Below are 25,855 nucleotides of genomic sequence, written 5' to 3'. Positions count from 1 at the left end.
TCTGCCGGCGTGACGACCAGAATGGGGTCGCTGCCGTCGGCCGTGGCCTGCAGCGCCGCCAGCGTCACGGCCGGCGCGGTGTTGCGGCCGGCGGGCTCCAGCAGCAGCGACGAAGGCTCGCCCTTCAGTTCACGCAGTTGGTCGAGCACCAGAAAGCGGTGCTCTTCGTTGCCCACGATGCAGGGCTTGCTCACCGCGATGTCGTCTGCCGCCAGCGCCTGCAGGCGCAGGTGGGCTTGCTGGAACAGGCTCTGGTTGCCCTCCAGCACCAGAAACTGCTTGGGATACAGCGCACGGGACAGCGGCCACAGCCGGGTCCCTGAACCGCCGGCCATGATCACGGGAAGAATGGTGTGTGTCATGTGTTGAACCTTATGCAAACCAGATGCCAGTCTCGTGACGCGACGCCGGCCGTGAGAGCCGCATCAACTGTCAAACCCGCCTGGGTTGGTGGACTGCCAACGCCAGGAGTCGACGCACATGTCGTCGAGCCCCCGGGTGGCGCGCCAGCCCAGCAAGGCGTGCGCCTGAGCCGGATCGGCGTAACACGCTGCGACATCTCCGGCGCGCCGCGGCGCAAACACCAGCGGGACCTCGCGCCCCGCAGCCCGTCCGTAAGCCTGCGCCAGCTGGAGCACGCTGTAGCCCTGCCCCGTGCCCAGATTGACCGTCAGCGAACGCTGTTGCGCAAACAGGTAGCGCAACGCAGCCACATGGCCTTCGGCCAGATCGCAGACGTGGATGTAATCGCGCACACCGGTGCCGTCCGGTGTGTCGTAATCGTTGCCGAAGACATTGAGATGCGGGCGCTTGCCCACGGCCACCTGCGCCACGTAGGGCATCAGGTTGTTGGGTACGCCGCGCGGGTCTTCGCCAATGCGCCCACTGGGATGCGCCCCGACGGGGTTGAAGTAACGCAGCGTCGCCACATGCCAGCGCGCATCACAGGCGCCCAGGCCGCGCAACAGCTCTTCGCCGAGCAGTTTCGTCTGGCCATAGGGGTTGGTGGCGCGAAGCGGCGCGTCTTCGGTGATGGGCAGGCGCTCGGGCTCGCCATAGACCGTGGCCGACGAACTGAACACCAGATCGAACACACCATGGCGTTGCATGGCCTGGCACACGGCCAGCAGCCCGCCCAGGTTGTTTTCGAAGTAATCCAGCGGCCGCTCGACCGATTCGCCCACGGCCTTCAACGCCGCAAAATGCACCACAGCCCGGATGCCACCCAGTGGCCGCGCCACCTCGAAACACCGATCCAGCACCGCCGGGTCACGCACATCGCCTTCGACGAAATGCGTGGGCTGCCCCCCAATCTCGCGCAGCCGGGGCAACACATTGGGGGAACTGTTGACGAAGTTGTCGACGCCCAGCACGGTGAAGCCGGCCTCTTGCAGGGCCAGCCAGGTGTGCGACGCGATGTAGCCCGCGGCGCCGGTCAGAAGGATGCAGGGGGAGGCGGTCACAGGCGGGTCCGTGGTTGCGCTCAATCCAGGGTGAAGCCCAGTGAGCAGGACAGGGCTCGGCCGCTGTACGCACGCGAAAAGACGGACGCCGTTCGATCGTAATGTTGGAGGTCGCAGCCCAAATTGACGCTCCGAATCGGTTGATAGTCGACCCCGAGAGATATCGCATTCAGGCGCCCGGCGCGGTTGTCTGAATCCGTCGTCTCCTGGCCCAACACGGTCGTCGTCGTCCGCGACTCTTCGTCGTAGCGAATGTGGGTCAGCTGCGCGGTTGCCGCGATCTTCGCCGTAGCCTGCCACGTCGCGGAAGCGGAATATTGATTGGTCAAGCGGTTCGCGCTGCCGGTCTGGCTCGCCAGTTGGCCAGTGATCGAATAGCCGCCCTGGTTGTTGGTGTCCCTCAGCCAGTTGACCCGATACGAAACCTTGCCAGCCGGCGTAAATGCCCAGGCTGCGGACCCGGTCACGCCGTTGAAGTTTCGCGCCGGATCGACTTCATAGCGCTCCCTGGAATAGCCCAGGCTGCCGCTCAACACGCTGAACCCCGTCACCCGCCAATTGGCAACGACACTGAGATTTCGCCGGTGGATCTCCTCGGGCGTCACCCGACCGTCGGGCAGCTCCGAGTCGGTTTCAGAGTATGTGAGTCCGTAGTTCATCAGGTCGTGGGGTTGATACCGCGCGCCAAATGACCATGTGTTGGACTTTCGGTTATCGAAATCAGTCAATCTGTACTTGATATCCGACCGGTTATAGCCAGCATTGACCGACATACGGCCATACAGCCCGTAGCGCAGATCAAGGGCCGCACGCTTAGTTGTCTGGGTGTTTCGACCGGTACGGTTGGCGCGACTGTCTTCAAACTTCGGCAGTGTTTCAGAGGCCGCCGCGTTTGCGGTCAACCTCAGATTCGAACCCACATCGGTCACGAATTCCCCGCTACCCACGAATCCGTTGTAATTGAACTGGTCGAATGTCGAGTACTTGTTATGGCTGGCCGTGAGATCCAGCCTGTAGTTTTGTCGGCCATACGCCTTGTTCAGCCCCACACGAACGGCGGTACTGGACAGCGTATCTGCCTGCTCGTTGTCTTCCACTTTCAGCATATTGCTGTCTCGGGTGACCGACTGGCTCAGCGTCAGAAACAAGGGCAAATTGTCTTCGGCAGCGTCAGCAGCGGGGGCCGAAAGGCCCAGGGCGCCCATCACGGCCAGGGAAGCAGCCAAAGCCAGGGGGCGACGGCGCAGCGGAGCGACGGATACGGTCATGTCATGCCTCCTCGTGTGGATGTCAGTAAGCGTTGCGGTCAAACACCATCAGGCGCACCGTCCGGACGATGATCTGCAGGTCCAGCCCCAGCGACCAGTTGCGCAGGTATTCCAGGTCGTACTCGACGCGGGCCTGCATCTTCTCGATGGTTTCAGTTTCGCCTCGGTAGCCGTTGACCTGGGCCCAGCCCGTGATCCCCGGCTTGACCTTGTGACGCACCATGTAGGCCTTGATCAGCCTGCGGTACTCCTCGTTGTGCGCCACGGCGTGGGGACGGGGGCCCACGATGCTCATCCGCCCCTGCAGCACGTTGATGAACTGCGGCAACTCATCGAGCGAGGTGCGGCGGATGAAAGCGCCGAATGGCGTGATACGCGGATCGCCCTTGGTGGCCTGCTTGACAACCGTGCCGTTGTCCTGCGTGCGCATGGAGCGGAACTTGTAGACGATGATCTCTTCACCGTCCAGGCCGTTGCGCCGCTGCTTGAAAATGATCGGCCCCGGCGACGACAGCTTCACCCCGATGGCCACACCGATCAAGATGGGCGAAATCAGGACCAGGATGATGGCGGCCAGGATGATGTCGGAGACGCGCTTGACCAGCGCGTTCGTCCCGGTAAACGGCGTCTCGCAGATGCCGACCACCGGCACGCCGTTCATGTCCTGCAGACGGCCCTGGATGATGCTGATGCCGAACACGTCCGGAACGAAATAGAGCGATGCGGTCGTGCCTTGCACGGCCTCCATCAATTCGACGATACGCGGTTGCGATCCCAGCGGCAACGTGATGTACACCTCATGGATGCCGTGCGCATAGACGTAATTGGCCACGTCGCGCAGTCCGCCCAGACGCATGCTCACCGCCTCGGGCAGCACCCGGCTGTCAGTCCGGTCATCGAAGTAACCGACAAATTCGGTGGCTTGGTCAGGATGGCTCTGCAAGGCCCGCGCAACCTTGCCGCCCAGGGGCCCCGCGCCCACCACGATGGCGCGACGCTTGGCCCCGGGCCGGGACGACCGGCTCTTGATGATGGCCTTGCCGACCCACACCGCGGCCCATTGCAGCAAGGGCGTGGCAACAGCCCAGGCGAGCATCACATCGAACTCGAAGAAGATCAGGCTGTTGGTCGCATAGCCGCACAGCCAGAGAATGGCCAGCATGGACACCCACGACCCCAGGATGTCGATGCCAGCTTCCAGGCGCGACACCGTGAAACGGTTCCGCCCCGGAAAGGTCAACGCGAACACGAGCAGGCACAGCGCCATGGGCGCGCGCGACATCGGCTCGTTGAACACCGCCATGGCAGCCAGCAGCGTGGCCACGGTGATGGCCGGCTCCAAGAAGGCCGCCACGAACGAGGTCACCGACTGCGGGGCGTTGAAGAACGTTCGGTTGTAGTTTCGATTATTGAACATGAACAACTGCTGGCCCGACGCCGGCGGCCGGCGTGCTCAGGCGATTCGGGAGGGGCGCCGAGGTCGATGAGGGCCCGGCCCCATCACGGAGATGGGCCCCAGGCAAACGGTTACGCAACGATTGTGGATCAAAATCCGTGACAGGTTGACGCCAAAACGCCGCACAGGCTGCTGAATGTGACAGCGCGTCACCCCACGTTTGCCCCCACCTACAATCGCCACATGGTCACTTCCCTCCTCTCCGGCGTGAGCCCGTGGGCCTTCGAACGGCTCACCCTGCTGATCAACCACGTGCTGTCCAGCGAACCGGTGGCGTGCGACAGGCTGCGGCCCCATGCGGGCCGTGTCTTGCAGGTGAACTGGGTGGCAGCATCCGGCGTGCGTCTGCCTGCGTGGCTGGATGCGCCCCTGGGCTTGCAGGGCGGCCTGCCGCCGGCCCTGTTGTGGCGCGTCACACCGGCCGGCCTGCTGGAGTGGCAGGCGCCCTCCGCCACGGCATCGGCGGCCGAGGCTGCACCTGCGTTGCGCCTCACTGTGACCTTGCCCGCGCCGTGGACGGCCGCGTGGCGCGCCATTCGTGGCGAGCGCCCGGAAGTGGCCATCGAAGGCGACGCCCAGTTCGCCGAGGTGGCGGCGTGGCTGGTCAAGAACCTGCGCTGGGACATCGAAGACGATCTCGCGCGGTGGCTGGGCGCCGCCCCGACCGAGCTCCTGCGCAGCACCGCCGAAGCGGCGCGCGAGGCGCTGCTCCGGGGCTGGCAGACGGCCCGTGGTGCGCACCGCCCCGGCGGCCCCTCACACTGACCGGGGCTGCAGCGTTGTTACGCTCTGTTTACATTTTCTGGATTGCGCTGCGCTACGGGCTGGACGGCCTGGTGCTTGACAGCCTGCGACGGCCTGGGTGGAGCCTGCTCGCCCGCATCCTCTCGTTTGGCCGGCGTCTGAACGCGCCACGCGGGCAGCGCCTGCGCGAGGCGCTGGAGCGACTCGGGCCCATCTTCGTGAAGTTCGGGCAGATGCTGTCCACCCGGCGGGATCTGCTGCCCCCAGACGTAGCCGACGAACTGGCGCGGCTGCAGGACCGCGTGCCGCCCTTCCCTGGCGAGTTGGCCGAGCAGTTGGTCGCGAAGGCGTTGGGCAAACCCCTGACCGAGGTCTTCCGCAGCTTCGACACCCAGCCCATCGCCAGCGCGTCCATCGCGCAGGTGCACTTTGCCGTGCTGCATGACGGGCGTGAGGTGGCCGTCAAGGTGCTGCGTCCCGGCATGTTGTCCGTCATTGATGACGACCTGGCGTTGATGCGTACGCTGGCGGGCTGGGTCGAACGCCTGTGGGCCGACGGCAAGCGCCTGAAACCGCGCGAGGTGGTGGCCGAGTTCAACAAATACCTCCACGACGAACTCGACCTGGTGCGCGAGGCCGCCAACGCCGCCCAGTTGCGCCGCAACATGGCCGGACTGGATCTGGTCATCGTGCCCGAGATGATCTGGGACTACTGCACGCCCACCGTCATGGTGATGGAGCGCATGAAGGGCGTGCCCATCAGCCAGATCCAGCGTCTGCGCGATGCGGGAGTCGACATCAAGAAGCTGGCCCGCGACGGCGTCACCATCTTCTTCACCCAGGTGTTCCGCGACGGCTTCTTCCACGCTGACATGCACCCGGGCAACATCCAGGTCAGCCTGGACCCGACCACATTCGGGCGCTACATCGCCCTGGACTTCGGCATCATCGGCACGCTGACCGAGGTCGACAAGGACTACCTCGCCCAGAACTTCATCGCCTTCTTTCACCGCGACTACAAGCGCGTGGCCGAACTGCACATCGAATCCGGCTGGGTGCCCCCCTACACGCGGGTGGACGAACTGGAGGCCGCCGTGCGCACCGTGTGCGAGCCCTACTTCGACCGGCCGCTCAAGGAAATCTCGCTGGGCCAGGTGCTGATGCGTCTGTTCCAGATCTCCCGGCGCTTCCATGTCGAGATCCAGCCGCAGTTGGTGCTGCTGCAGAAGACCTTGCTCAATGTGGAAGGCCTGGGTCGCGACCTCGATCCGGACCTGGATCTGTGGAGCACCGCCAAGCCCTTCCTGTCACGCTGGATGCAGGAACAAGTCGGCTGGCGCGCCCTGCTGCGCCAGTTCAAGCGCGAGGCGCCCCGCTACGCCAAGCTGTTGCCGGAGCTGCCGCGCCTGGTCCACCGCAACCTGGAACAAAGCGACACCGCGTTGCGCCGTGACCTGCAGGCCATCCTGCGCGAGCAACGCCAGACCAATCGCACCCTGTCGGCGGTGCTTTGGATCGCGCTGGGCTTCATCATGGGGCTGCTGATGGCCCAGCTCTTGCTGCGCATGCACGTGCTCGGCCTCTGGTGAGGCCCGCCACGGACGGAGATCCCCCCTCCTTTCAGGGCTTGTCCGTCTTTCCGGGCGTTTCTGCGTCTACACTGCGCCCCCGATAAGTGCGCTCGTGGTGGGCGCCTGCTCTGTTGGTCGGCTTTATTGGAAAGGTTTTGCCGCTCATGGACTCCACCCTGATCTGGTTCGTGGCCGGGTACCTCGTGCTCACGCTGGGCATCGGCATCTACGCGGGCACCCGCGTGCACAACACCACCGATTTCGCCGTGGCCGGCCGCAGCCTGCCGCTGGCCATGGTGATCACCACCACGTTCGCGACGTGGTTTGGCGCAGAAACCGTGATGGGCATCCCGGCCACCTTCATGGAGGGCGGCCTGAGCGGCGTGATCGAAGATCCGTTCGGTGCATCCATGTGTCTGGTGCTGGTCGGTGCGTTCTTCGCCGCCAAGCTGTACAAGATGGATCTGCTGACCATCGGCGACTACTACCGTCAGCGTTACGGCAAGGGCGTGGAAATCTTCTGTTCGGTGGCCATCATCCTGAGTTATCTGGGTTGGGTGGCCGCGCAGATCACCGCGCTGGGTCTGGTCTTCAGCCTGCTCACTGGCGGCTGGATCACGCCCATCCAGGGCATGGTGCTGGGCACCGCGCTGGTGCTGATCTACGTGCTGATCGGCGGGATGATGGCCGTCGCGTGGACGGACTTCCTGCAGATGATCGTGCTGGTGTGCGGCCTGAGCTTCATCGCCTATCTGGCGGGCGAGCGGGCTGGCGGCGCAGACCAGGTGCTGCAGTTGGCCCAGCAGCGCGACTGGCTGCGCATCCTGCCCGAGAACACGACCCATGGCTGGCTCTTCTTCATTGCAGCGGCCATCACCATGATGCTGGGCTCCATTCCGCAGCAGGACGTGTTCCAGCGGGTGATGTCTGCCAAGGATGCCAAGACCGCCCGCACGGGCACGATGATCGGTGGCTTCAGCTACCTGCTGTTCTCGTTCGTCCCCATGTTCATCGCGACAGCGGCCATGGTCATCATGCCCGAGCAGACCAGCGCCTTCCTGGAGGACGACGCGCAGAAGATCCTGCCATCGTTGATCCTCAACCACATGCCGCTGATCGCGCAGATCCTGTTCTTTGGCGCGCTCCTGTCGGCCATCATGTCGACCTCGTCGGCCACCCTGTTGGCGCCATCCACCAGCTTCGTCGAGAACATCCTGCGCAACATCTACCCGCACATGAGCGACAAGCAGGTGCTTCGCTCGCTGCGTGTGTCGCTGCTGGTGTTCACCACCGCCGTGCTGACCTATGCCATCCTGATGGACGGTACCTCCATCTACGAACTGGTGGCCGGCGCCTACCAGATCCCGCTCGTGGGGGCCTTCATCCCACTGGTTTGCGGCCTGTACTGGAAGCGCGCCACCACCCAGGGCGCAGTGCTGTCGATTGCTGCGGGCCTGGGCACCCTGATCTACTTCACCTTCCACCCGACGATTGGCGAAGTGTTCCCAGGGCAACTGGCCGGGCTGCTGGCAGCCATCACCGGCATGCTGGTGGGCTCGTTGGGACCCCAGTTGCTGGCGCCGCACCACGGCCATCCGAAGCACATCGGCGAAACCTGAGCCACTGGCGTCTGGCGTAAAATGGCGGGTTTGAGACGGATCGTTCGAGTCTGAGGTTCCAAGATGCCCATCTACGCTTACCGTTGCGATGCCTGCGGCCACGCGAAAGACGTTCTCCAGAAGATGTCGGATGCCCCGCTGACCCATTGCCCGGCCTGCGGCGCCGAGGCGTTCAAGAAGCAGGTCACGGCGGCGGGCTTCCAGCTCAAGGGCTCAGGGTGGTACGTCACCGATTTCCGTGGCGGCAGTGGCGCCGGTGCTGCGGCTTCTGCGCCAGCCGCCGCTGCAGCGGGCTCAACGGGTGAGGCGGGTGGCAATGCCACCACCTCCACGGCCACGTCATCGGCCACCTCATCCGATGCGCCGGCAGCCGCTTGCGGCACGTCCTGCGCCTGCCACTGAGCCCAGCACGGCAGTCGCCCCCCAAAACCTGAACGACAATCGAGGGCTCTGACACCGGCATGCCCGCCGGGTCGGGCCCCTTTCATTTCCGGAGAGCACGAGAATGCGCACCACTTATTGCGGTCTGGTCAGCGAAGCGCTGATGGGCCAGACCGTGACGCTGATGGGCTGGGCCCACCGTCGCCGTGACCACGGCGGCGTGATCTTCATCGACCTGCGCGACCGCGAAGGCCTGGTGCAGGTGGTGTTCGATCCGGACCGCGCCGACTCGTTCAAGATCGCAGAAGACGTGCGCAACGAGTTCTGCCTGAAGGTCACCGGTGTGGTGCGTGCGCGCCCGGCCGGCACCGAGAACACCAACCTGACCAGCGGCAAGATCGAGGTGCTGGGCCACACGCTGGAGGTGCTCAACGCCTCGGTGACGCCCCCCTTCCAGCTCGACGACGAAAACCTGTCGGAAACCACCCGTCTGACGCACCGCGTGCTGGATCTGCGCCGTCCGTACATGCAGAAGAACCTGATGCTGCGCTACCGCGTGGCGATGGAATGCCGCAAGTACCTGGACGAGCACGGCTTTGTCGACATCGAAACCCCGATGCTGACCAAGTCGACGCCCGAAGGCGCCCGCGACTACCTGGTGCCCTCGCGCGTGCATGACGGCCAGTTCTTCGCGCTGCCCCAATCGCCCCAGCTGTTCAAGCAGTTGCTGATGGTGGCCGGTTTCGACCGCTACTACCAGATCACCAAGTGCTTCCGCGACGAAGACCTGCGCGCCGATCGCCAGCCTGAGTTCACGCAAATCGATATTGAAACGAGCTTCCTGACCGAGCAGGAAATCCGTGACATGTTCGAAGGCATGATCCGCCACGTCTTCATGAAGGCGCTGAATGTGGACCTCGGCGCCTATCCCGTCATGAAGTACGCCGACGCCATGCACCTGTACGGCTCGGACAAGCCCGACCTGCGTGTGAAGCTGCAGTTCACCGAGCTGACCGACGTCATGACCGATGTCGACTTCAAGGTGTTCTCGACCCCCGCCACCACCAAGGGCGGCCGCGTGGTCGCCCTGCGTGTGCCGGGCGGCGGCGCCATGTCGCGCGGCGAGATCGACGCCTACACCGAGTTCGTCAAGATCTACGGCGCCAAAGGCCTGGCCTGGATCAAGGTCAACGACGTGGCCGCCGGCCGCGACGGGCTGCAGTCGCCCATCGTCAAGAACCTGCACGATGCCGCCATCGCCGAGGTGCTCAAGCGCACCGGCGCCCAGAACGGCGACCTGATCTTCTTCGGCGCCGACAAGGCCAAGGTTGTCAACGACGCCATCGGGGCGCTGCGCCTGAAGGTGGGCCACTCGGACTTCGGCAAGGCCAACGGCCTGTTCGAAGACCGCTGGGCCCCGCTGTGGGTGGTTGACTTCCCGATGTTCGAGCACGACGAGGACGAAGATCGCTGGAACGCGGTGCACCACCCCTTCACCGCCCCGAAGGATGGCCACGAAGACCTCATGGACACCGACCCAGGTGCCTGTGTGGCCAAGGCCTACGACATGGTGCTCAACGGGTGGGAACTGGGCGGCGGCTCGATCCGGATTCACCGCGCCGACGTGCAGTCCAAGGTGTTCAGCGCGCTGAAAATCACCGAGGAAGACGCCAAGGTGAAGTTCGGCTTCCTGCTGGATGCGCTGCAGTACGGCGCCCCGCCCCACGGCGGCCTGGCCTTCGGCCTGGACCGCCTGGTCACGCTGATGACCAAGGCCGACTCGATCCGCGACGTGATCGCCTTCCCCAAGACGCAGCGCGCCCAGTGTCTGCTGACCGGGGCGCCATCGATGGTCGACGAGAAGCAGCTGCGCGAGCTGCACATCCGCCTGCGCAACCCCGGCCAGGCCGCCGGCGCAGCCAGCTGAACAGGCCTGAGCGCAACATCGCTTCCATGAACAGGGCACCTTCGGGTGCCCTTGTTCATCGTGGCGACGAAGGCCATGCCCGCCGCCGCCCCAGGCCGTTCGTGACACACTGACGACATGTCTGCTGCGCCCGCCTACAAGCTCCCGGAATCGGTTCTGGTCGTCATCCACAGCCCCGAGCTGGATGTGCTGCTGCTGGAGCGAGCCAAGCAGCCGGGCTTCTGGCAAAGCGTCACGGGCTCGAAAGACCGCGCAGACGAGCCCTGGCGCGACACCGCCGTGCGCGAGGTGGCAGAAGAGACCGGCCTGACCGTGGGCGCGGATGGCATCGCGGACACGGCGCTGGTCGACTGGGAGATCGAGAACGTCTACGAGATCTACCCCATCTGGCGCCACCGCTACGCGCCGGGCGTCACCCACAACACGGAGCGGGTTTTTGGCCTGTGCGTGCCGCGCGACAGCGTGATCACGCTGGCCCCGCGTGAACACACCCAGGCGCTGTGGCTGCCCTGGGCCGAGGCCGCCGACCGTTGTTTTTCGCCTTCGAACGCCGAGGCCATCCTGCAACTTCCCCGACGTACGGGCACGCAAGCGACGCGGTATCGTTGAGGCTTCGCACCGACTCTTCACCGCACTGTGCTCAACCCGCTCCAGTCCTCGCTGCTGCCGCCCACCACGCTGGGCGCTCGCCATCTGCGCGTGGCCACGTACAACATCCACAAGGGCGTACGGGGGATGGGCCCGACCAAGCGGCTCGAGATCCACAACCTGGGGCTGGCCGTGGAAGCGCTGGATGCCGACATTGTGTGCTTGCAAGAGGTGCGCCGCTTCAACCACCAGGAAGCCCGACAGTTCTCGCCCACACGGCTGGGACCGTTGAGCTGGCCCAACGTGCCCCAGGCCGAGTACTTGGCACCCGAGGGCTATGAAGTGGCCTACCGAACCAACGCCGTCACCCGGCACGGCGAGCATGGCAACGCCTTGCTGGCGCGCTGGCCCATCGGCGACATCGGCCACCACGACGTGTCAGACCACCGCTTCGAACAGCGCGGCCTGCTGCACGTGCCCGTGCACTGGCGCGAGACCGAAGTCCACGTGGTGGTGGTGCACCTGGGGCTGATCCACGCCAGCCGGGTACGCCAGGCCGAGCGGCTGGCCAAGCTCGTGGCCGAGCAGATCCCGCCCCGCGCACCGGTGGTCGTGGCAGGCGATTTCAACGACTGGAACGAAAAGCTCGACAGCATCCTGGCATCGGTCGGGCTGCACCGGGCGGGACCGGGCGAGCAGGCCCGCGTGGCCACCTACCCATCGCTGATTCCGGTGCTTGCGCTCGATCGCGTCTACACGCGGGGGCTGAGCTGCCAGTCCGTCATGGTGCCCAGAGGCAGCACCTGGGCGCGCCTGTCCGACCACCTGCCGTTGGTCGTCGAGCTCGATCTGGACTGATGAGGATGCAGCGCCACGCCGCTTCGCTCCAACATGACGACGAACTGACGCAGCTGGCCTGGTATGCCCAGCGGCGACCGCTTTACACCGGGGGCAACACCGTCGAGCTGTTGCGTGGCGGACAGACGCTGTTTCCGGCCATGCGCGACCGCATCGACCAGGCGCAGCACAGCGTCTGGGTGGCTTTCTACATCGTGCACCCGCAGGGCCAGGCCGGGATGGTGCTGCAGGCACTCAAGCGCGCAGCACGGCGCGGTGTCAACGTGCACATGGTGGTGGACGGGGTGGGGTCGCGGGACGCCCCCGAGACGGTCTGGCGGGAACTGATGCAGGCCGGCGTGCAGCTTGAGGTCTACCGCCCGCTGCATCGGGTCTGGGGGCTGCTGGACGCGAGCCAGTGGCGCCGTCTGCACATGAAGCTGTGCACGGTGGACGATGAGGCGGCCTTCATCGGCGGCATCAACCTGATCGACGACTGCTTCGACCTGCACCACGGCTGGACGGAATTGCCACGGCTGGATTACGCCGTGGCCGTATCCGGCCCGGTGGTGACGCCTGTGGTCCATACCATTCGTGCGATGTGGACGCGGGCGCGCTTCGGGCGCGACTGGCGCGACGACCTGTCGCAATGGGCTCGCGACCCGCACCGTCTGCGCAACCTTCGACACCTGTGGCAACACGCCCGCCTGCGCCTGACGCCGCGCGAACAAGGTCAGTTGCGACAGGCGCCACCGCCCTACAGCCCCATGCGAGCGGCCTTCGTGTTGCGTGACAACCTGCGCCAACGCCGCACGATCGAGCGTGCAGCCCTGCAGGCCATGCAGCAGGCGCGCCAGCGCATCGACATCGTCACGCCCTACTTCTACCCCCGTCGCGCCATCCGGATCGCACTGCGTCAGGCCGCTGCGCGGGGTGTGCAGGTGCGCCTGCTGCTGCAGGGCAAACTGGACTACCGCATCGCCGGCATTGCCGCGCGTGTGCTGTACGCCGAGCTGCAGCGCCACGGGGTGCGCATCCACGAATACCAACCGGCCTTCCTGCACGCGAAAATCCTCGCGGTGGACGACGAGTGGGCCACCATCGGGTCGTCCAACCTCGACCCGCTGTCGCTGGTGCTGAACCTGGAGGCCAACCTCATCGTCCGCGACCGGGGGTTCTCACAGGCGCTCGGGCAGGCGCTCGAGCAGGACTTCGCGAACAGCCGGGAGGTGCTACAGGACCCGGCCGGGACGCCGACCACCTGGGGCCGCCGTCTGGAGCGCGCCGCCGTGGGCTGGCTGGCCAAAGCCTATCTGTGGCTGGCCGGGGCCACCGGGCGCTACTGAAGCGACACGGCCATGGTCATCGGCCCCACGCCTGCCCACGCACTCACGCCACCATCGGGTGACCTGGTCGTGCGGCGGCCCGAAGGGCTGTATTGCCCGCCGGGCGATTTCTACATTGACCCGTGGCGCCCCGTACACCGCGCGGTGATCACCCACGCCCACGCCGACCACGCCCGCGCGGGCCACGCCCATTACCTGTGCGCCCCTGACTGCGCTGGTGTGCTGCAGGCGCGTTTGGGGCCCCTGCCCTTGCAGACACTGGCCTATGGCGACACGCTGACCGTGGGCGGCGTGACCCTTTCGCTTCACCCTGCCGGCCATGTGCTGGGCTCGGCCCAGGTGCGACTGGCCCATGCGGGCCAGGTCTGGGTGGTGTCGGGCGATTACAAGGTCGCCCCCGATGCCACTTGCCTGCCCTTTGAGCCCGTGCGCTGTCACTGCTTCATCACCGAGTCGACATTTGGCCTGCCCATCTACCGATGGCGACCACCCACCGAGGTGTTTGATGAGATCAACGCCTGGTGGCGTCAGAACGCGGCCGAGGGCCTGCCCTCGTTGCTGCTGGGTTACTCGTTCGGCAAGGCGCAGCGGCTGCTCGCCGGCGTGGATCCGGCCATCGGGCCCATCGTGGTTCACGCCGCGGTCGATGCCGTCAACGAGGCCTATCGCGCCAGCGGGGTCGCATTGCCCGCCACCCGGCGGTTCGCAGAAATGCCTGACAAACGCGACTGGGCCGGCGCGCTCGTTCTGGCGCCGCCCAGCGCCGCACGTGGCCGGCTGTCGCGCCACCTGCAGCATGCCCGAGACGGCCTGGCCAGCGGCTGGATGCAACTGCGCGGGGCCCGACGACGGGCTGGCGTCGACCGCGGTTTCGTCTTGTCTGACCATGCAGACTGGCCGGGACTCGTCCAGGCCATCGGGGCAACGGGGGCCGAACGCGTCATCGTGACGCACGGCCAGGAAGCCGTGCTGGTGCGCTGGCTGCAGGAGCAGGGACTGGACGCCAGCAGCATGGAGACGGACTACGGCGACGAAGCTGCCAACGAGTTGGCCAACGAGCCCGCGCCGCCGCAAGGCGTCAACGGCCACAGCGGCGACAGCGACAACACCGTCAACGCGCCGTGAGGCGGCGCGGCCGGCCATGCGGCGGGCTGAGCCGGTGGCACAGGCGCGCCCTCCGACCACGTCGTATCAGGCCGGCCAGACCAGCGCATCACATTGATCCAGCCACCGTGGGCCACCACGATCACCACGCGCGCCCCGCCGGGCAGATCCATTGCCGCTGAAGCGCCACGGCGCCACGCACACGCGGCCCGGGCAAGAAACCGCCGCAACGATTCGCCATCCCCGGGCGCGTGGTCTGCGAAATCAGCACACCAGGCATCCACCGCATCCTGGCTGATCGCCGACCAGGGCTGCCCGTCCCAGCGGCCGAAGTCCATCTCCATCAGATCCGCGTCAACCTGCATGCGCCAGCCCCAGCGGCGCAACCACTTGCCTACCGCCAGACAGCGCGTCAACGGCGAAGTGCGCACCACAGGCCGCGCCCCAGCCTTGGTCAGTCCCAGTCGGCGCGCATCCTTGCGCATCCGGTGCGCCAGCCGCTTGGCCTTGCGCCGGCACACGGGCAGATCGGTCTGGCCGATGCACCGCCCGGTCGCGCCCCGCGCCACCGGGTGCCGCCAAGCGCGCAGCATCAGCCCACCGGGTGAATCACGCTCAGCCATGCCAGCAATCCCGCGACCTCGGCCAGTTGCTGGCTGGCTCCCAATGTGTCGCCCGTGAAACCGCCCAGGCGGCGCCTGAACCAGCGCCCACACACCCAGGCCACCAGTGCCATGACCACGGCCGATCGCCCCATCGCCTGCCCCAGCGTGCCGAGCGGCCAGCCCGACCAACGAAACACAGCCCAGATGATCAGCGCCACACCCAGCACGCTCAGCAAGGTCAGCACCACCTGCATGCGGCTGACCTGCAGCGCCAGCGGCTTGGCCTTGGCATGCGCCTCATCGCCCGCATAGGGCAACATTCCCGTGAGCCACACCGGCACGGCCCGCGAAGCGGCATGGCACCAGACCAGTCCCACGCCCGTCCACAGCAACAACACACGCTGGATCTCGGACGACGGATTCAGCTCCGTGATGCGCGGTGAGGCCATTTCGATGAGGATGGCTGCCTTGGTCGCCAACAGCAGGATCAGCCCCAGCGCGCCATAAGTGCCCAGCCGCGAGTCCTTCATGATGGTCAAGGCCTTCTGGCGGTCTACCGCGCCGCCCAGGCCGTCACAGGTGTCGGCCCAGCCATCTTCGTGAAACCCGCCGGTCAGCCACACGGTCGCAGCCATGCCCAGCAACACGGCCACCGCCGGCGGCCACCACTGTGCGGCCAGCCAGGTCACCGCGGCGGCCCACGTCCCCACGATCGCGCCCACCCACGGGAAGTGGCGCAGGCATGCCTGCAGCCACGCTGGATCCCACGCACCACCCAGGGCCCGCGCATTCACCGGGATGCGCGTCAGGAACTGCACAGCCACCAGCAACAGTCGCCACTCATGGCGCAGCGCGGCCCACAGCGCGTTCATGCTGCGCCGCCCTCGACCGACTGGCTCACCCTCGCGTCGGCAAAGCTGGCCATCTCGCCCAGAATGCGACAGGCTGATTCCAGCAGCGGCCAAGCCAGCGCCGCGCCCGAACCCTCGCCCAGCCTCAGCCCGAGTTGCAGCAGCCCGCGCACACCCATGTGGGCCAGCATGCGCGCGTGGCCGCTCTCGTCCGACTCGTGCGCGAACACACAGCGCTGCAGCACGCGGGGCTGCAGGGCCTGCGCCACCAGCACCGCGCTGCTGGCTATGAAGCCATCGACCACGATCACGCGGTTCTGCGCGGCTGCCTCCAGCACGGCGCCGCACATCGTCGCGATCTCCAGGCCCCCCACTGCGGCGAGCACGGCCATGGGCTCCTTCACATCCGCGTGGCGCTGCAAGGCGGATTCGAGCACCGCCAGCTTGCGGGCCACGCCCGCTTCGTCCAGCCCTGTGCCTCGGCCGACACACTGCGCCAACGGCACGCCCGTCAGCCGCGCCATCAGCAGCGCCGCACTCGACGTGTTGCCGATGCCCATCTCGCCAATCAACAGGGCGTTGCCGGGCAACCCGCGCACCACCTCGGCGCCAGCGTGCAAAGCCGCCTCGCACTGGGCAGGCGTCATGGCCGGGGCCTGCGTGCAATCGGTCGTCCCGTACGCGATCTTGCGGATCTGCAGGCCCGGGCGCGGGGCGATGTCACGTGCCACGCCCGCATCCACCACCGTCAGCGTCAGACCATGCTGACGCGCCAGTACGCTGACCGCCGCGCCACCCGCCAGGAAGTTCTCGACCATCTGCCAGGTGACATCGCTCGGAAAGGCCGAGACGCCTCGCGCAGCCAAACCATGGTCGGCCGCGAACACCACCATCTGAGGCTGCTCCAGGCGAGGCGTCTCGCTGCGCAGGATCAGGCCGATCCGAAGGGCCAGGCGCTCCAGTTCACCAAGCGCGCCTTGTGGCTTGGTCTTGTGGTCCAGCAACTGCTGCAGCCAGGCACGCAGCGCGGGGTCGTCCAGGTCCTGCATCAGTCTTCGATGCCCCGCTGCGCCGGAATGCCCGCCTCATACGCATGCTTGACTTTGCGGACCTCGCTGACGGTGTCGGCAATCGCCACGATCTCGTCAGGGCAGTCACGCCCTGTGATCACCACATGGACCTCCCGCGGGCGATCGCGCAAGGCCGTCACCACCTCATCCAGCGGCACCCAGCCGTAGATCAAGGGATAGGTCAGCTCATCGAGCACCACCAGAAAGGTCTCGCCCGCTTCGATGACGGCGCGCGCACGCGCCCAACCCTCCCGCGCCAGCTGGGCCGAGTGTTCCAGATCCTTGCTCTTCCAACTGAAGCCATCGCCCAAACCCTCGACCGGCACACCCAACTGCTCAAAGGCGCGGTGCTCGCCGAATCGCGCGCTCGGCACCTTCATGAACTGGAAGATGCGCACCGGCTTGCCACGGCCGTGCGCACGCAGCGCCAGGCCAAAGGCGGCCGTGCTCTTGCCCTTGCCATCGCCGGTGTTGACGATGAGCAGGCCGCGGCGATCTGCCTTCTCGCGTTGCTGGGGCGCGTCGGTGGGAGGTTGTTGGAGTTCCATGGGCGATCAACCGTAGCTGCGGCTGACGAACGGCACCTCGTCCACGCCACGTCGCGCGTTGAGCACCAGCGTCAACACAAAAAAGAAGTTGCACATCATGTTGCAAAACCGCGGGAGGATGTCCGGTACGGTCTTTCCCTCCTGCTCCACCCGCACCATCCAGCGAATCGCTTTCTTCGCCGCCGAGCGTGCGAGGTGCAACTGCGGCACGGGCGCCGCCCCCCGAGGCAGCACGAAGCCCTGAACCCGTCCGCCCAGCGAGGCCCGGTAGTGGTTCAAGCGCGACTGCAACCAGGCGAGATCGGCGTCGGACACCGCCAGGCGCCCCCGGATCGAGCCATTGACGTGGAACACCATGGGCTGCAAGGCCGCCAGATCATTGCGTATGTCGTCGGCGCTGCCGTCGTCGAGCGCCGCCATCGCCGCGCCGACCAGGCCACACAATTCATCCGTCACCACCTCGAAGTCGCACAGCGCCGACGTCTCGAAGATGAAGGGGTAGCACAGTTCGTCACGGTTTCCTGTGGGTCGCATGGTCGCTCCTTCATCCCGCCGGCAAGACAACAGGCGGGTCGGCTTGCAGGTCGACATGCACCCGCACGCCATACACTGACTGCAGCAAATCGTTTTGCAATACCGTTGCGGGCGTCCCAGCTGCCACCAGGCGCCCCGCCTTCAGCAACACGAGTCGGTCACAGTAGCGCGCCGCCGCACCCAGATCATGCAGGGCCACCACCGCCGCACGGCCGCCTTGCGCGTGGGCACGGATCACGCGCATGACCTCTTGCTGGTGGAGCAAGTCCAGATGCGAGGTCGGCTCGTCCGCCAGGATCAGGGCCGGTTCCCCCGCCAGTACGCGCGCCAGGCACACGCGCGCCCACTCGCCCCCAGACAAGGTGCGCACTCGCCGCGTGCGCAGCGACCAGACATCCGTCTGGCGCATGGCCGTCTCGACCGCCGGGTGTGCCGCATCGATGTCACCCCAGGGCAGACGCCCCAGCGCCACCACATCCTCAGCACGCAAATCCCAAGCCGCATCGGTCTGCTGCGGCATGAAGCCCACGGCCCGCGCACGGGCCTGCGGGGGCACACGCGTCAGTGGCACGCCCGACAGCGAAACCGTGGCCAAGGCCTGCGCTTGCCCGATGGACAGCCCCGCCATGCATGACAGCAACGTCGACTTGCCCGCGCCGTTCGGCCCGATCAAGCCCACCAGCTCACCCGCGCACACGTTCAGCGTCAGCCCCTCAAGGCGACCGGGCACGCGCAGTTCGTTCACCGCCAGCGTCACCATCTGCCACGCTCCCGCCAGACCAGCCAGACAAACAGCGGCGCCCCCATCAACGATGTCAGCACGCCGAGCTTGAGTTCCTGCGTGCCGGGCAGCATGCGCACCACCATGTCGGCCAGACACACCAGCACGGCCCCGACACCAGCCGACATGCCCAGCACACGGTCGGCGCGGTGGCGCACCCACGGGCGCACGAGGTGGGGCACCATCAGCCCGACAAAGCCGATGCTGCCAGCCACCGCAACCGACGCCCCGACCAGCACGGCCACACCCAGCACCACCACACGCGTGCCACTCCGAACCCGCAAACCCATGCTCTCGGCCACGGCCTCGCCCAGGCTGAGTGCAGCCAGCAGCCGCCGCTGAGACCAGATCAGCGCCGCCCCCAGCACCAGCCCCGGCAACAGCAGGGCCGCATCGGCCAGGCTGCGATCGGCAACCGAGCCCATGAGCCAGAACACCAACTCCTGCATGGCAAATGGGTTGGGTGCGTAGTTCAGCGCCAGCGCCAGCAAGGCACCGGCCAGCGTGGTCACCGCCAGACCAGCCATGATGACCATGCCCGCCCGCGCTGAACCGGCCAGCAACACCATCACAGCCAATGTGAGTCCCGCCCCCAACATCCCAGCCGCCGGCACGGCCAGTGGCCCGACCGCCGCGAACCACCCGTAATAAAACACCGACGCAGCCCCCAGCGCGGCCCCCTGGCTGGCCCCCGTCAGCCCAGGCTCTGCCAACGGATTGCGCAGCAGCCCTTGCAGCGCCGCACCGGCCAGGCCCAAGGCAGCCCCCACAGCCAGCGCCAGCACCGTGCGGGGCAAACGCACCTCGCCAACGATGAGCGCCTCGGCCACGCCTTCGCCACGCCCCCACGCCAACAGTCCGTCCCAGACGGGCACCGGCTGCGACCCGATTGACAACGAGGCCGCGGCAACCAGAACCACGGCAAGCCAGACGACCGCTGGCGGGATCAACGCAAGGTGTTTCGCCATGCCACCAACTGCTCAACAAGGTCCCAGGTCCATGGCCCCGGACACTGCCATCGCCAGTAATCCGAACGCATCCATCGTGACGTCGGCACCACTTCGTGCAGGACGGGGTGCGATCCGAAGCGATTGGCCTGCGCCGCGTGCTGCGGCGCGGCCCACAGGATCGCGTCAGGCGGATGGCGCACCAACGCCTCCATGTCCAGCGCCACGTGTCCCTGGCGCACCACTGCATTGTCCCAGCCTGCCCGCGAGATCACGTCATGCTCCAGCGTGCCGCGACCCGTGCCAATCGCATTGGCCCCCAGCAGCAACAGACGCGGTCGGGCAACGCCTCCAGGCACAGCGCCAGACGAAGCGCCATCGGCATGCGAGCCGGATGGCTGGCGTGCCCGATCCCGAGGCTGCCCCACAGCGTCCAGCAGCATGTGTTCATAGGCAGTGATCCGCGCCAGGGTATCCGGCAAAGGCAGCACCACCACCCGCACGCCCAAGGCCTGCAGGCGCTGCCGCAGGCCCAGGGCGTTGTACTGCCCCGTGATGACCAGATCCGGCTTGTGCGCCAGCACCTGCTCCAGCGAGCCATCGTGGGCCGGCCAGTCCAGCCCCACCCACGCCACCGGGTAACGCCGGTGGAAAGGCGACAACGCCGCCACGCGCTCACGCGGCAAGTGGCGCGCCAGCATCCAGTCTGTACACAGGTCCAGCGACACGACGCGCGATGGCACGGGCGATGCTGTGGCAACCACGGGCAGCCACAGACACGACACGAGGATCGCCCGCCATGCCGCCTGGCTCAAGGCCGTGAGGTTGCGAAACGGACCGAGCCACCGCATTGCGCATCAAGGCGTGCTGTAACGCACGCCCACAAAGGCCGTCACCCCAGGTGTACGGAAGCCTTTGGACAGTTCGTAGTCACGATCAAACACATTGTCGACCTTGGCAAAAGCCGTCCAGCCCGGACGATCCAGACGCCGGCTCACCTGGGCATTCACCACGGCATAGCCCCCCAGCCGCGCGGTCGGCTGAGCGTAGGGATACTCCACCCTGTGACTGCGCGCCTGGGCCTCCAGGCGCCAATCCCAGCCCGCCACCGACTGGCCGACCGAAGCGAGTGCCTGTCGTTGCGCGCGCTTGGCCAACAGTTCGCCCGTGCTGCGGTTGACCGGGCTCAGGTGGTCGAACTGTGCGCGCCAGTCCAGACCCGCCGCGCGTGTCAGATACCGCAGCGACCACCCCTCAATCCGAGCCTGACTGACGTTCACCGGCGTGTTGCCCCACTCGATCAGGTCACTGACCTCGTTGAGGAACCACACCACAGACGCCTTGTGTGGGCCTTGCTCATAGTGCAGGGCGGCTTCTCGGTTACGGGAGCGCTCCGGTTTCAGATCCGCGTTACCGCCGTAGCACTCGCCGAAGAAGCACGTCTGCGGAAAGTACAGGTCATTGAACGTCGGCACCTTGAACGCCGTACCGTATCCCACGCTGGCCCGCCAGGCTGGTGTCAGCTGATAGCCATACGCGAGCGAGCCCGTCTGCTTGGCGCCGAACTGCGTGTTGTCATCGCGACGCACATTCACCTGCGCCGTATGCGCGCCGGCACGCCACTGCCAGCCGACAAACAGCGAATCAATGGCCCGCCTGGTCTGGTCGTAAGCCGAGGTGGCCACGATCCCCTGCTCCAGCCGCTCGGCGCCCAGCAACCAGGTTCCCATGGTGGTCTGAATGTCGTTCTGCCAGGCGTACAGCCGCTGCGTCGTCTTCGCCCGACTTGTGGGCTCGCCACGGCTGCGCTCCTCCGCGTCGTCTGCGCTCCGCCCCACCCGCACCTCGCTGCGCCAGCTGGGCAGCCACTGCGCGCGCCAATGCGCCACCAGATTGCTCACCGTTGATCGGTTCGCTGCGTCGGGCGAGTACCCGTCGTAATCGTTCTCGCCACGGCTGAAGAGGTAACTGACGCCTGCCTCGTGATCACGCGACAGTCTATACGTCACCCTGGCCGAGGTGCTCCCAAGGGCAAACCGGTCGCGGTCCGGCTCACGCGGTGTGCGGGACGGCAAAGACACATCGATGCCGTCCGTACGCTCATATCCCAGCGACAGGGCATAACTCAGCCGGTCTTGCGCACCGGACCAGGCCGCGCTGCCTCGCACCGTGCCGCGCGAACCCACGCCCAGCTCGGCATCGAGGTGCTGGCCATCCTGCCCGCGACGGGTGAACACCTGGACCACCCCACCGATGGCATCACTGCCATACAGCGACGACATGGGTCCACGAACCACTTCGATGCGCTCGATCTGCGCGAGCGGCACACGCGACCAAGTCGGCGTGCCGGCCGTGGCAGACCCCACTCGCACACCGTCGACCAGCAGGAGCACATGATTCGAGTTGGTCCCCCGCACAAACAGGCTCGACAACGCGCCTGGCCCGCCGTTGCTGGAGAAGACCATACCCGACTCGCGAGACAACAGATCCTCCAGAGTCACCGCACCGCTGCGATCGATGTCCTCCCGCCGGATCACCGTGACGTCGGCGAGCACCGAAGACACGCGCTCCGGCTGGCGCGTGGCCGTGACGATCAACTCGCCAACCTCCTGCGCCGATACCGGCCCTGCAGACAGAACGGCACACAAGGCCCCGACGCCGGCAACGGCAACACCCACTCGCGACGCACCTTGCGCCGAGTACACACACAACATGATGAACAACAAGACAAAGGCCCCGACCAGCGTCCCCGCAGGTCACGGACGAAACGGCCTCGTCCGCGTGCGCGCACAAGGCCCCCTGCTGGCCGGTATCCGGGCTGGGCGGTGCGACCTGCGAGACCTTCCCAGGCACGAGACCCAGTGGCTGTAGCACGCAAGCGGAACGACTCAACCATGGCTGAGACGTTCGACCGCCGACCGTTGCGGGGGCAGCGCAAGTCAGGCAGCACGCCGTGGGCGGCTGATCCCTCTTGCTTCCCGTTTAACTGCACCGGGCGAACCCCGGCGCGAGCACCAACGAAGCGGATTGTAAGCGCCCTACAATCGCACATCCCTGAACACCCCGAGCCGGGCTTGCCGATGTCCAGAATCGATCAACTCACCGACCGCATCGAGCGCCTCCTGCTGCGCCATGAGGAGTTGCATCGCGTCAACGCCCTGCTCACGGAACAGGTGACCGCACTCACGCAAGAGCGCGACTCGCTGCGAGCCCGCCTCGCCGCCGCGAGAGCACGCATCGACGTGCTCATCGACAAACTGCCCCAGCTCGGCGCGGGCGAACACACCCCGGCTGAGACCGACGAAGGAGCCGGCAAGCCATGAAACAGATCGAGGTCTCCATCATGGGCCAGAGCTACCTGCTGGGCTGCCCCGATGGCGGCGAGCAACGCCTCAAGGAAGCCGTATCCCAGGTCGACCGCGAGATGTGCGCCATCCGCGACAGCGGCAAGCTCAAGGCACGCGAACGCATCGCCGTTCTCGCCGCGCTCAACCTTGCCTACATCTTGACGGAACGGCCCATGCAGGCGGCCGCAGACTCATCGGCTGCCGGCAAAACCGACGATACCCAGACCACTTCGTCAGACGATGCCAACCCTGCCTACCTTGACCAGCTCATCGCTCGGCTGGATCAGGCACTCGGCAAAGATGGCCAACTGATCTGAGGCGGGTCCCGCTGTCAAACGACGGCAAACAAACCCCTGAAAGCCGCGCAATTGCGCATACACACGGCGACGAACGCCGTAGAATGAAACCGTTCGTTGCGTTCGCGGTTGTTTTTATTTCCTTGAACCGATGCTCTTTGAGCCAGGGCTTGGAACATCGTGGCACTGGTGTGATCGTCTCGCGTCAGATGAACCCGACGTACCGCTGACCTCGCCCACCTGAATCCCCTGGGTTCAGGAATGCGGCAACCGGCTCGCAGCGAACACTGCTTCCCACGGCCAGCCCGCATTGCGCGCTGGCCGTTTTTGTTGGTCAGGCTGACACGGTGTCCGCGGGCATCAAGTCGCTGCCGCGAACTGGATGCTGGCCAGCACGATGCGGTTGCCGCCCTTTTCCCGGGCGGACGCCAGCGCGCGATCGGCGCTGCGCATCAGTTCGTCCACGATCCCCGCCGTGTGCGGGAAGCTGGCCACGCCCATGCTGACCGTGAACGGGATCTGCTGCCCCTGATAGGCCACGATGTGTTGCGCACACTGCCTGCGCAACTGCTCCATGCGCGAGTGCGCCGTGGCCAGCCCCACCCCCGACAGCAGCACCACAAAACGGTCGCCGCCCAGGCGACAAGGCGAATCCATTGCCCGGGTGCCTGCGCGCAGCAAGCGGCCGAGCGACTCCACCACCCGCTCACAGCCTTCGACACCATGCAGGCGCATGATTTCGTCCATGTTGTCGATGGCCACCGACACCAGTGCGAACTCGCGCTGCTCCCGGCTGGACAGGTCGGCCTCGCGGCGCAACTGCTCCTCGAAATGCGCCCGCTGGTACAAGCCCGACACGCCATCGCGGACCTGATTGCCCTCTGCCTCACGGCGCAGCGCCTCATTGGCCTTCTGCTGCTGCTCCAGCTGAGCCAGCGCAGTCTGCAGCTGCGCGTCGCGTCGACGAAGCTCCGTCACGTCCTGCCACACAGACAACATGACCGGTGCGCCTTCTTCAGCTGCGTTGACCACGCGACGCCAGGCGACGAACTCCTTGCGTTCACCGCGCAACTCCAGCTTGTGCTCCGCGCGCACGCCGTCACCCGCCGCCTGCGCCTGCTGCTCGACGGCGCGCAGCGCAGCGGCCTGCACACCATCCAGCACATCGGTGTCCACTCGGCCGATCAACTCCCCGCCGAACCACGCCACAGCAAGGCGGTTTGCCGTCGTGTAGCGGCCCGACGCCAGCTCCTTGACGGTGACAGCCAGCCCCATCTGGTCCAGCGCATCCAGCAATGCATCACTCAGCGGCGCCGCGATCAGGTTCGCGGGGTGTTGGATATCGGCCATGTCAGCTCGTGTTCGGAAAGTGATCGGCTCACGCGCTGCCAGCGCGCGCCCGTGCCATCCACGGAATGTTCGCCGAAAATACCAGCGATGCCTGTCCTTCAAACGTGGGAGGAACGGGCACTTTACGTGACAAGTGCGAATTTCCGCACACCAGCCGACAACAACCATGAAGATTGCATTGCTCGGGTGTGGCCTGATGGGCACGCCCATGGGCGTCCGCTTGCTGGCGGCCGGCCACCCGCTCACCGTCTGGAACAGAACGCCGGAGAAAACCCAAGCTCTGGTGACCCAGGGCGCACAGCACGCCGCCACGCCGGCAGAGGCTGCCCAACACGCCGACATCGTCATCACGATGCTGACAGACGGCGAGGCCGTACATGCCGCGCTGATTGACAGCGGTGCAGCGCAGGCCATGCGCGCAGGCGCCGTTCATATCGACATGAGCTCCATCCGCCCTGAGCAAGCGCGAGCGCATGCGAGTCAGCTGGCGCGCTTTGCCGTGGACGCGCTCGACGCTCCCGTATCAGGCGGCACACTCGGCGCCGAGGCCGGCACCCTGGCGATCATGGCCGGCGGCGACGCAGCAGTCTTCTCGCGCGTGCGCGCCATACTGGAGGTCATGGGGCGCCCCACGCACGTGGGTCCGATCGGCAGTGGCCAGCTGGCCAAGCTCGCCAACCAGATGATCGTGGGCATCACCATCGGCGCGGTGGCCGAAGCCCTGTTGTTCGTGGAGCGCGGCGGCGCTGATCCCGCCATGGTGCGACAGGCGCTCCGCGGGGGATTTGCCGAAAGCCGGGTCCTGGAGGTGCATGGCGAACGCATGGTCCAACAGGACTTCGTCAAACGCGGCTCCTTGGCCGTTCAGCTCAAGGACCTGAGTAACGCGCTGAACACGGCAGATCTGCTGGGTTTCGACGCCCCAATCACCAAGGGGCTGGCCGCCCTCTATGCCGCAGCCGCTCAACACGGAGACGCAGATCTCGACCAATCCGCGCTTTACCGTGAGCTGGCCCGCCGTCAAACCGACATCGGTTGAATCGACCGGCAAAAAGCAAAGGCCCCCAACCTGGAGGTTGAGGGCCTTTTGGGGTGAGTAGCCTGACGATGACCTACTTTCACACGGGAATCCGCACTATCATCGGCGCTGAGTCGTTTCACTGTCCTGTTCGGGATGGGAAGGAGTGGGACCAACTCGCTATGGTCATCAGGCTTGAACTGT

The 25,855-nt window shown here is 66.3% G+C and carries 26 protein-coding genes, 1 rRNA gene and 1 riboswitch; of the genes, 12 read left to right on the top strand and 15 right to left on the bottom strand.

Annotation, left to right across the window (positions count from 1 at the left end; translation table 11 throughout):
• The 4 genes from GTZ97_RS16220 to GTZ97_RS16205 form a co-directional block, all read right to left on the bottom strand.
• On the bottom strand, positions 1-362 hold a 362-nt coding region (locus GTZ97_RS16220), incomplete at its 3' end, for a sugar phosphate nucleotidyltransferase (protein ID WP_269089947.1).
• A 63-nt stretch (positions 363-425) separates the two neighbouring features.
• Positions 426-1,463 carry a UDP-glucose 4-epimerase GalE gene (gene galE / locus GTZ97_RS16215; protein WP_330863629.1) on the bottom strand — a complete coding sequence of 346 codons (1,038 nt, stop codon included), beginning with the start codon at positions 1,461-1,463 and terminating at the stop codon, positions 426-428.
• Positions 1,464-1,483: 20 nt separating this feature from the next.
• Positions 1,484-2,731: a TonB-dependent receptor gene (locus tag GTZ97_RS16210; RefSeq protein WP_161652007.1), complete on the bottom strand. Its 1,248-nt coding sequence runs from the start codon at positions 2,729-2,731 to the stop codon at positions 1,484-1,486.
• A gap of 22 nt (positions 2,732-2,753) precedes the next feature.
• Positions 2,754-4,148: an undecaprenyl-phosphate glucose phosphotransferase gene (locus GTZ97_RS16205; protein WP_161652005.1), complete on the bottom strand. Its 1,395-nt coding sequence runs from the start codon at positions 4,146-4,148 to the stop codon at positions 2,754-2,756.
• Positions 4,149-4,370: 222 nt separating this feature from the next.
• Between GTZ97_RS16205 and GTZ97_RS16200 the strand changes: the two genes are divergently transcribed.
• From GTZ97_RS16200 to GTZ97_RS16160, 9 genes are all read left to right on the top strand, one after another.
• Positions 4,371-4,952, top strand: a complete 582-nt coding sequence (locus GTZ97_RS16200) for a hypothetical protein (protein WP_161651997.1) — start codon at positions 4,371-4,373, stop codon at positions 4,950-4,952.
• A 14-nt stretch (positions 4,953-4,966) separates the two neighbouring features.
• Positions 4,967-6,520 carry a ubiquinone biosynthesis regulatory protein kinase UbiB gene (gene ubiB, locus GTZ97_RS16195; protein ID WP_161651995.1) on the top strand — a complete coding sequence of 518 codons (1,554 nt, stop codon included), beginning with the start codon at positions 4,967-4,969 and terminating at the stop codon, positions 6,518-6,520.
• 146 nt (positions 6,521-6,666) lie between these two features.
• A complete protein-coding gene (locus GTZ97_RS16190) occupies positions 6,667-8,121 on the top strand; it encodes a high affinity choline transporter 1 (protein WP_161651993.1) in 1,455 nt (484 codons plus the stop codon).
• A gap of 63 nt (positions 8,122-8,184) precedes the next feature.
• Positions 8,185-8,523, top strand: coding sequence for an FmdB family zinc ribbon protein (locus GTZ97_RS16185; protein ID WP_161651991.1), 339 nt, complete (start codon positions 8,185-8,187; stop codon positions 8,521-8,523).
• A 103-nt stretch (positions 8,524-8,626) separates the two neighbouring features.
• The gene (gene aspS, locus GTZ97_RS16180; protein ID WP_161651989.1) at positions 8,627-10,429 is read left to right on the top strand and encodes an aspartate--tRNA ligase; all 1,803 of its coding nucleotides are present in this window, start codon (positions 8,627-8,629) and stop codon (positions 10,427-10,429) included.
• A gap of 117 nt (positions 10,430-10,546) precedes the next feature.
• The gene (nudB, locus tag GTZ97_RS16175; RefSeq protein ID WP_161651987.1) at positions 10,547-11,038 is read left to right on the top strand and encodes a dihydroneopterin triphosphate diphosphatase; all 492 of its coding nucleotides are present in this window, start codon (positions 10,547-10,549) and stop codon (positions 11,036-11,038) included.
• A 126-nt stretch (positions 11,039-11,164) separates the two neighbouring features.
• Positions 11,165-11,875, top strand: a complete 711-nt coding sequence (locus tag GTZ97_RS16170; RefSeq protein WP_236651275.1) for an endonuclease/exonuclease/phosphatase family protein — start codon at positions 11,165-11,167, stop codon at positions 11,873-11,875.
• 5 nt (positions 11,876-11,880) lie between these two features.
• Complete coding sequence (gene clsB / locus GTZ97_RS16165; protein ID WP_236651274.1) at positions 11,881-13,200, top strand: cardiolipin synthase ClsB; 1,320 nt, start codon at positions 11,881-11,883, stop codon at positions 13,198-13,200.
• A gap of 12 nt (positions 13,201-13,212) precedes the next feature.
• Positions 13,213-14,325 carry a ligase-associated DNA damage response exonuclease gene (locus GTZ97_RS16160; protein WP_161651981.1) on the top strand — a complete coding sequence of 371 codons (1,113 nt, stop codon included), beginning with the start codon at positions 13,213-13,215 and terminating at the stop codon, positions 14,323-14,325.
• On the opposite strand, the gene GTZ97_RS16155 is transcribed toward GTZ97_RS16160, so the two are convergent.
• From GTZ97_RS16155 to GTZ97_RS16115, 9 genes are read right to left on the bottom strand one after another with little or no spacing between them, the layout of a single operon-like run.
• A complete protein-coding gene (locus GTZ97_RS16155) occupies positions 14,223-14,927 on the bottom strand; it encodes a histidine phosphatase family protein (protein WP_161651979.1) in 705 nt (234 codons plus the stop codon). The two genes, GTZ97_RS16160 and GTZ97_RS16155, sit on opposite strands and share 103 nt — an antisense overlap.
• Entirely contained in the window at positions 14,897-15,781 is an 885-nt protein-coding gene (locus GTZ97_RS16150; protein ID WP_201748325.1) for an adenosylcobinamide-GDP ribazoletransferase, read from the bottom strand. The genes GTZ97_RS16155 and GTZ97_RS16150 overlap by 31 nt, the downstream gene beginning before the upstream one ends.
• The gene (gene cobT, locus GTZ97_RS16145; RefSeq protein ID WP_161651977.1) at positions 15,778-16,809 is read right to left on the bottom strand and encodes a nicotinate-nucleotide--dimethylbenzimidazole phosphoribosyltransferase; all 1,032 of its coding nucleotides are present in this window, start codon (positions 16,807-16,809) and stop codon (positions 15,778-15,780) included. The genes GTZ97_RS16150 and cobT overlap by 4 nt, the downstream gene beginning before the upstream one ends.
• Positions 16,809-17,378, bottom strand: coding sequence for a cob(I)yrinic acid a,c-diamide adenosyltransferase (cobO, locus tag GTZ97_RS16140; RefSeq protein ID WP_161651975.1), 570 nt, complete (start codon positions 17,376-17,378; stop codon positions 16,809-16,811). Before cobO ends, cobT begins: the two co-directional genes overlap by 1 nt.
• A 6-nt stretch (positions 17,379-17,384) precedes the next feature.
• Positions 17,385-17,912, bottom strand: coding sequence for an ATP:cob(I)alamin adenosyltransferase (locus tag GTZ97_RS16135; RefSeq protein WP_161651973.1), 528 nt, complete (start codon positions 17,910-17,912; stop codon positions 17,385-17,387).
• 10 nt (positions 17,913-17,922) lie between these two features.
• Positions 17,923-18,672 (bottom strand): ABC transporter ATP-binding protein, encoded by a 750-nt coding sequence (locus GTZ97_RS16130; protein ID WP_161651971.1) that lies wholly within the window; start codon positions 18,670-18,672, stop codon positions 17,923-17,925.
• Complete coding sequence (locus tag GTZ97_RS16125) at positions 18,666-19,661, bottom strand: FecCD family ABC transporter permease (protein ID WP_161651969.1); 996 nt, start codon at positions 19,659-19,661, stop codon at positions 18,666-18,668. Before GTZ97_RS16125 ends, GTZ97_RS16130 begins: the two co-directional genes overlap by 7 nt.
• A complete protein-coding gene (locus tag GTZ97_RS16120) occupies positions 19,640-20,491 on the bottom strand; it encodes an ABC transporter substrate-binding protein (protein ID WP_161651967.1) in 852 nt (283 codons plus the stop codon). Before GTZ97_RS16120 ends, GTZ97_RS16125 begins: the two co-directional genes overlap by 22 nt.
• A gap of 6 nt (positions 20,492-20,497) precedes the next feature.
• The gene (locus tag GTZ97_RS16115) at positions 20,498-22,318 is read right to left on the bottom strand and encodes a TonB-dependent receptor domain-containing protein (RefSeq protein ID WP_161651965.1); all 1,821 of its coding nucleotides are present in this window, start codon (positions 22,316-22,318) and stop codon (positions 20,498-20,500) included.
• Positions 22,319-22,427: 109 nt separating this feature from the next.
• A riboswitch (cobalamin riboswitch) is annotated at positions 22,428-22,674 on the bottom strand.
• 46 nt (positions 22,675-22,720) lie between these two features.
• Here GTZ97_RS16115 and GTZ97_RS16110 point away from each other — a divergent pair.
• Together GTZ97_RS16110 and GTZ97_RS16105 are read left to right on the top strand one after the other, a co-directional pair.
• Positions 22,721-22,963, top strand: a complete 243-nt coding sequence (locus GTZ97_RS16110; protein ID WP_161651963.1) for a cell division protein ZapB — start codon at positions 22,721-22,723, stop codon at positions 22,961-22,963.
• Positions 22,960-23,304, top strand: a complete 345-nt coding sequence (locus GTZ97_RS16105) for a cell division protein ZapA (RefSeq protein ID WP_161651962.1) — start codon at positions 22,960-22,962, stop codon at positions 23,302-23,304. Before GTZ97_RS16110 ends, GTZ97_RS16105 begins: the two co-directional genes overlap by 4 nt.
• 339 nt (positions 23,305-23,643) lie before the next feature.
• On the opposite strand, the gene GTZ97_RS16100 is transcribed toward GTZ97_RS16105, so the two are convergent.
• Positions 23,644-24,633, bottom strand: coding sequence for a GGDEF domain-containing protein (locus GTZ97_RS16100; RefSeq protein WP_161651960.1), 990 nt, complete (start codon positions 24,631-24,633; stop codon positions 23,644-23,646).
• A 166-nt stretch (positions 24,634-24,799) separates the two neighbouring features.
• On the opposite strand from GTZ97_RS16100, the gene GTZ97_RS16095 reads away from it, so the two are divergent.
• A complete protein-coding gene (locus tag GTZ97_RS16095; RefSeq protein WP_161651958.1) occupies positions 24,800-25,672 on the top strand; it encodes an NAD(P)-dependent oxidoreductase in 873 nt (290 codons plus the stop codon).
• Positions 25,673-25,732: 60 nt separating this feature from the next.
• Here the strand turns inward: GTZ97_RS16095 and rrf are convergent.
• Positions 25,733-25,845: ribosomal RNA gene (gene rrf, locus GTZ97_RS16090) — 5S ribosomal RNA — on the bottom strand.
• Positions 25,846-25,855: the final 10 nt, after the last annotated feature.

The organism is Aquabacterium fontiphilum (genome assembly GCF_009909205.1).
In the GTDB taxonomy this organism is placed as follows: domain Bacteria; phylum Pseudomonadota; class Gammaproteobacteria; order Burkholderiales; family Burkholderiaceae_C; genus Aquabacterium; species Aquabacterium fontiphilum.
The sequence above is the reverse complement of the archived record's forward strand: the minus strand, read 5'-3'. Positions and strand labels throughout refer to the sequence as shown.

What these genes read in the sequence shown, in the direction of transcription:
- GTZ97_RS16210 (WP_161652007.1), bottom strand. Translation starts at nt 2,731, where the DNA reads ATGACCGTATCCGTCGCTCCGCTGCGCCGTCGCCCCCTGGCTTTGGCT.
- GTZ97_RS16205 (WP_161652005.1), bottom strand. Translation starts at nt 4,148, where the DNA reads ATGTTCAATAATCGAAACTACAACCGAACGTTCTTCAACGCCCCGCAG.
- GTZ97_RS16200 (WP_161651997.1), top strand. Translation starts at nt 4,371, where the DNA reads ATGGTCACTTCCCTCCTCTCCGGCGTGAGCCCGTGGGCCTTCGAACGG.
- GTZ97_RS16190 (WP_161651993.1), top strand. Translation starts at nt 6,667, where the DNA reads ATGGACTCCACCCTGATCTGGTTCGTGGCCGGGTACCTCGTGCTCACG.
- GTZ97_RS16185 (WP_161651991.1), top strand. Translation starts at nt 8,185, where the DNA reads ATGCCCATCTACGCTTACCGTTGCGATGCCTGCGGCCACGCGAAAGAC.
- aspS (WP_161651989.1), top strand. Translation starts at nt 8,627, where the DNA reads ATGCGCACCACTTATTGCGGTCTGGTCAGCGAAGCGCTGATGGGCCAG.
- nudB (WP_161651987.1), top strand. Translation starts at nt 10,547, where the DNA reads ATGTCTGCTGCGCCCGCCTACAAGCTCCCGGAATCGGTTCTGGTCGTC.
- GTZ97_RS16170 (WP_236651275.1), top strand. Translation starts at nt 11,165, where the DNA reads ATGGGCCCGACCAAGCGGCTCGAGATCCACAACCTGGGGCTGGCCGTG.
- clsB (WP_236651274.1), top strand. Translation starts at nt 11,881, where the DNA reads ATGCAGCGCCACGCCGCTTCGCTCCAACATGACGACGAACTGACGCAG.
- GTZ97_RS16160 (WP_161651981.1), top strand. Translation starts at nt 13,213, where the DNA reads ATGGTCATCGGCCCCACGCCTGCCCACGCACTCACGCCACCATCGGGT.
- GTZ97_RS16155 (WP_161651979.1), bottom strand. Translation starts at nt 14,927, where the DNA reads ATGGCTGAGCGTGATTCACCCGGTGGGCTGATGCTGCGCGCTTGGCGG.
- GTZ97_RS16150 (WP_201748325.1), bottom strand. Translation starts at nt 15,781, where the DNA reads ATGAACGCGCTGTGGGCCGCGCTGCGCCATGAGTGGCGACTGTTGCTG.
- cobT (WP_161651977.1), bottom strand. Translation starts at nt 16,809, where the DNA reads ATGCAGGACCTGGACGACCCCGCGCTGCGTGCCTGGCTGCAGCAGTTG.
- cobO (WP_161651975.1), bottom strand. Translation starts at nt 17,378, where the DNA reads ATGGAACTCCAACAACCTCCCACCGACGCGCCCCAGCAACGCGAGAAG.
- GTZ97_RS16135 (WP_161651973.1), bottom strand. Translation starts at nt 17,912, where the DNA reads ATGCGACCCACAGGAAACCGTGACGAACTGTGCTACCCCTTCATCTTC.
- GTZ97_RS16130 (WP_161651971.1), bottom strand. Translation starts at nt 18,672, where the DNA reads ATGGTGACGCTGGCGGTGAACGAACTGCGCGTGCCCGGTCGCCTTGAG.
- GTZ97_RS16125 (WP_161651969.1), bottom strand. Translation starts at nt 19,661, where the DNA reads ATGGCGAAACACCTTGCGTTGATCCCGCCAGCGGTCGTCTGGCTTGCC.
- GTZ97_RS16120 (WP_161651967.1), bottom strand. Translation starts at nt 20,491, where the DNA reads ATGCGGTGGCTCGGTCCGTTTCGCAACCTCACGGCCTTGAGCCAGGCG.
- GTZ97_RS16110 (WP_161651963.1), top strand. Translation starts at nt 22,721, where the DNA reads ATGTCCAGAATCGATCAACTCACCGACCGCATCGAGCGCCTCCTGCTG.
- GTZ97_RS16105 (WP_161651962.1), top strand. Translation starts at nt 22,960, where the DNA reads ATGAAACAGATCGAGGTCTCCATCATGGGCCAGAGCTACCTGCTGGGC.
- GTZ97_RS16100 (WP_161651960.1), bottom strand. Translation starts at nt 24,633, where the DNA reads ATGGCCGATATCCAACACCCCGCGAACCTGATCGCGGCGCCGCTGAGT.
- GTZ97_RS16095 (WP_161651958.1), top strand. Translation starts at nt 24,800, where the DNA reads ATGAAGATTGCATTGCTCGGGTGTGGCCTGATGGGCACGCCCATGGGC.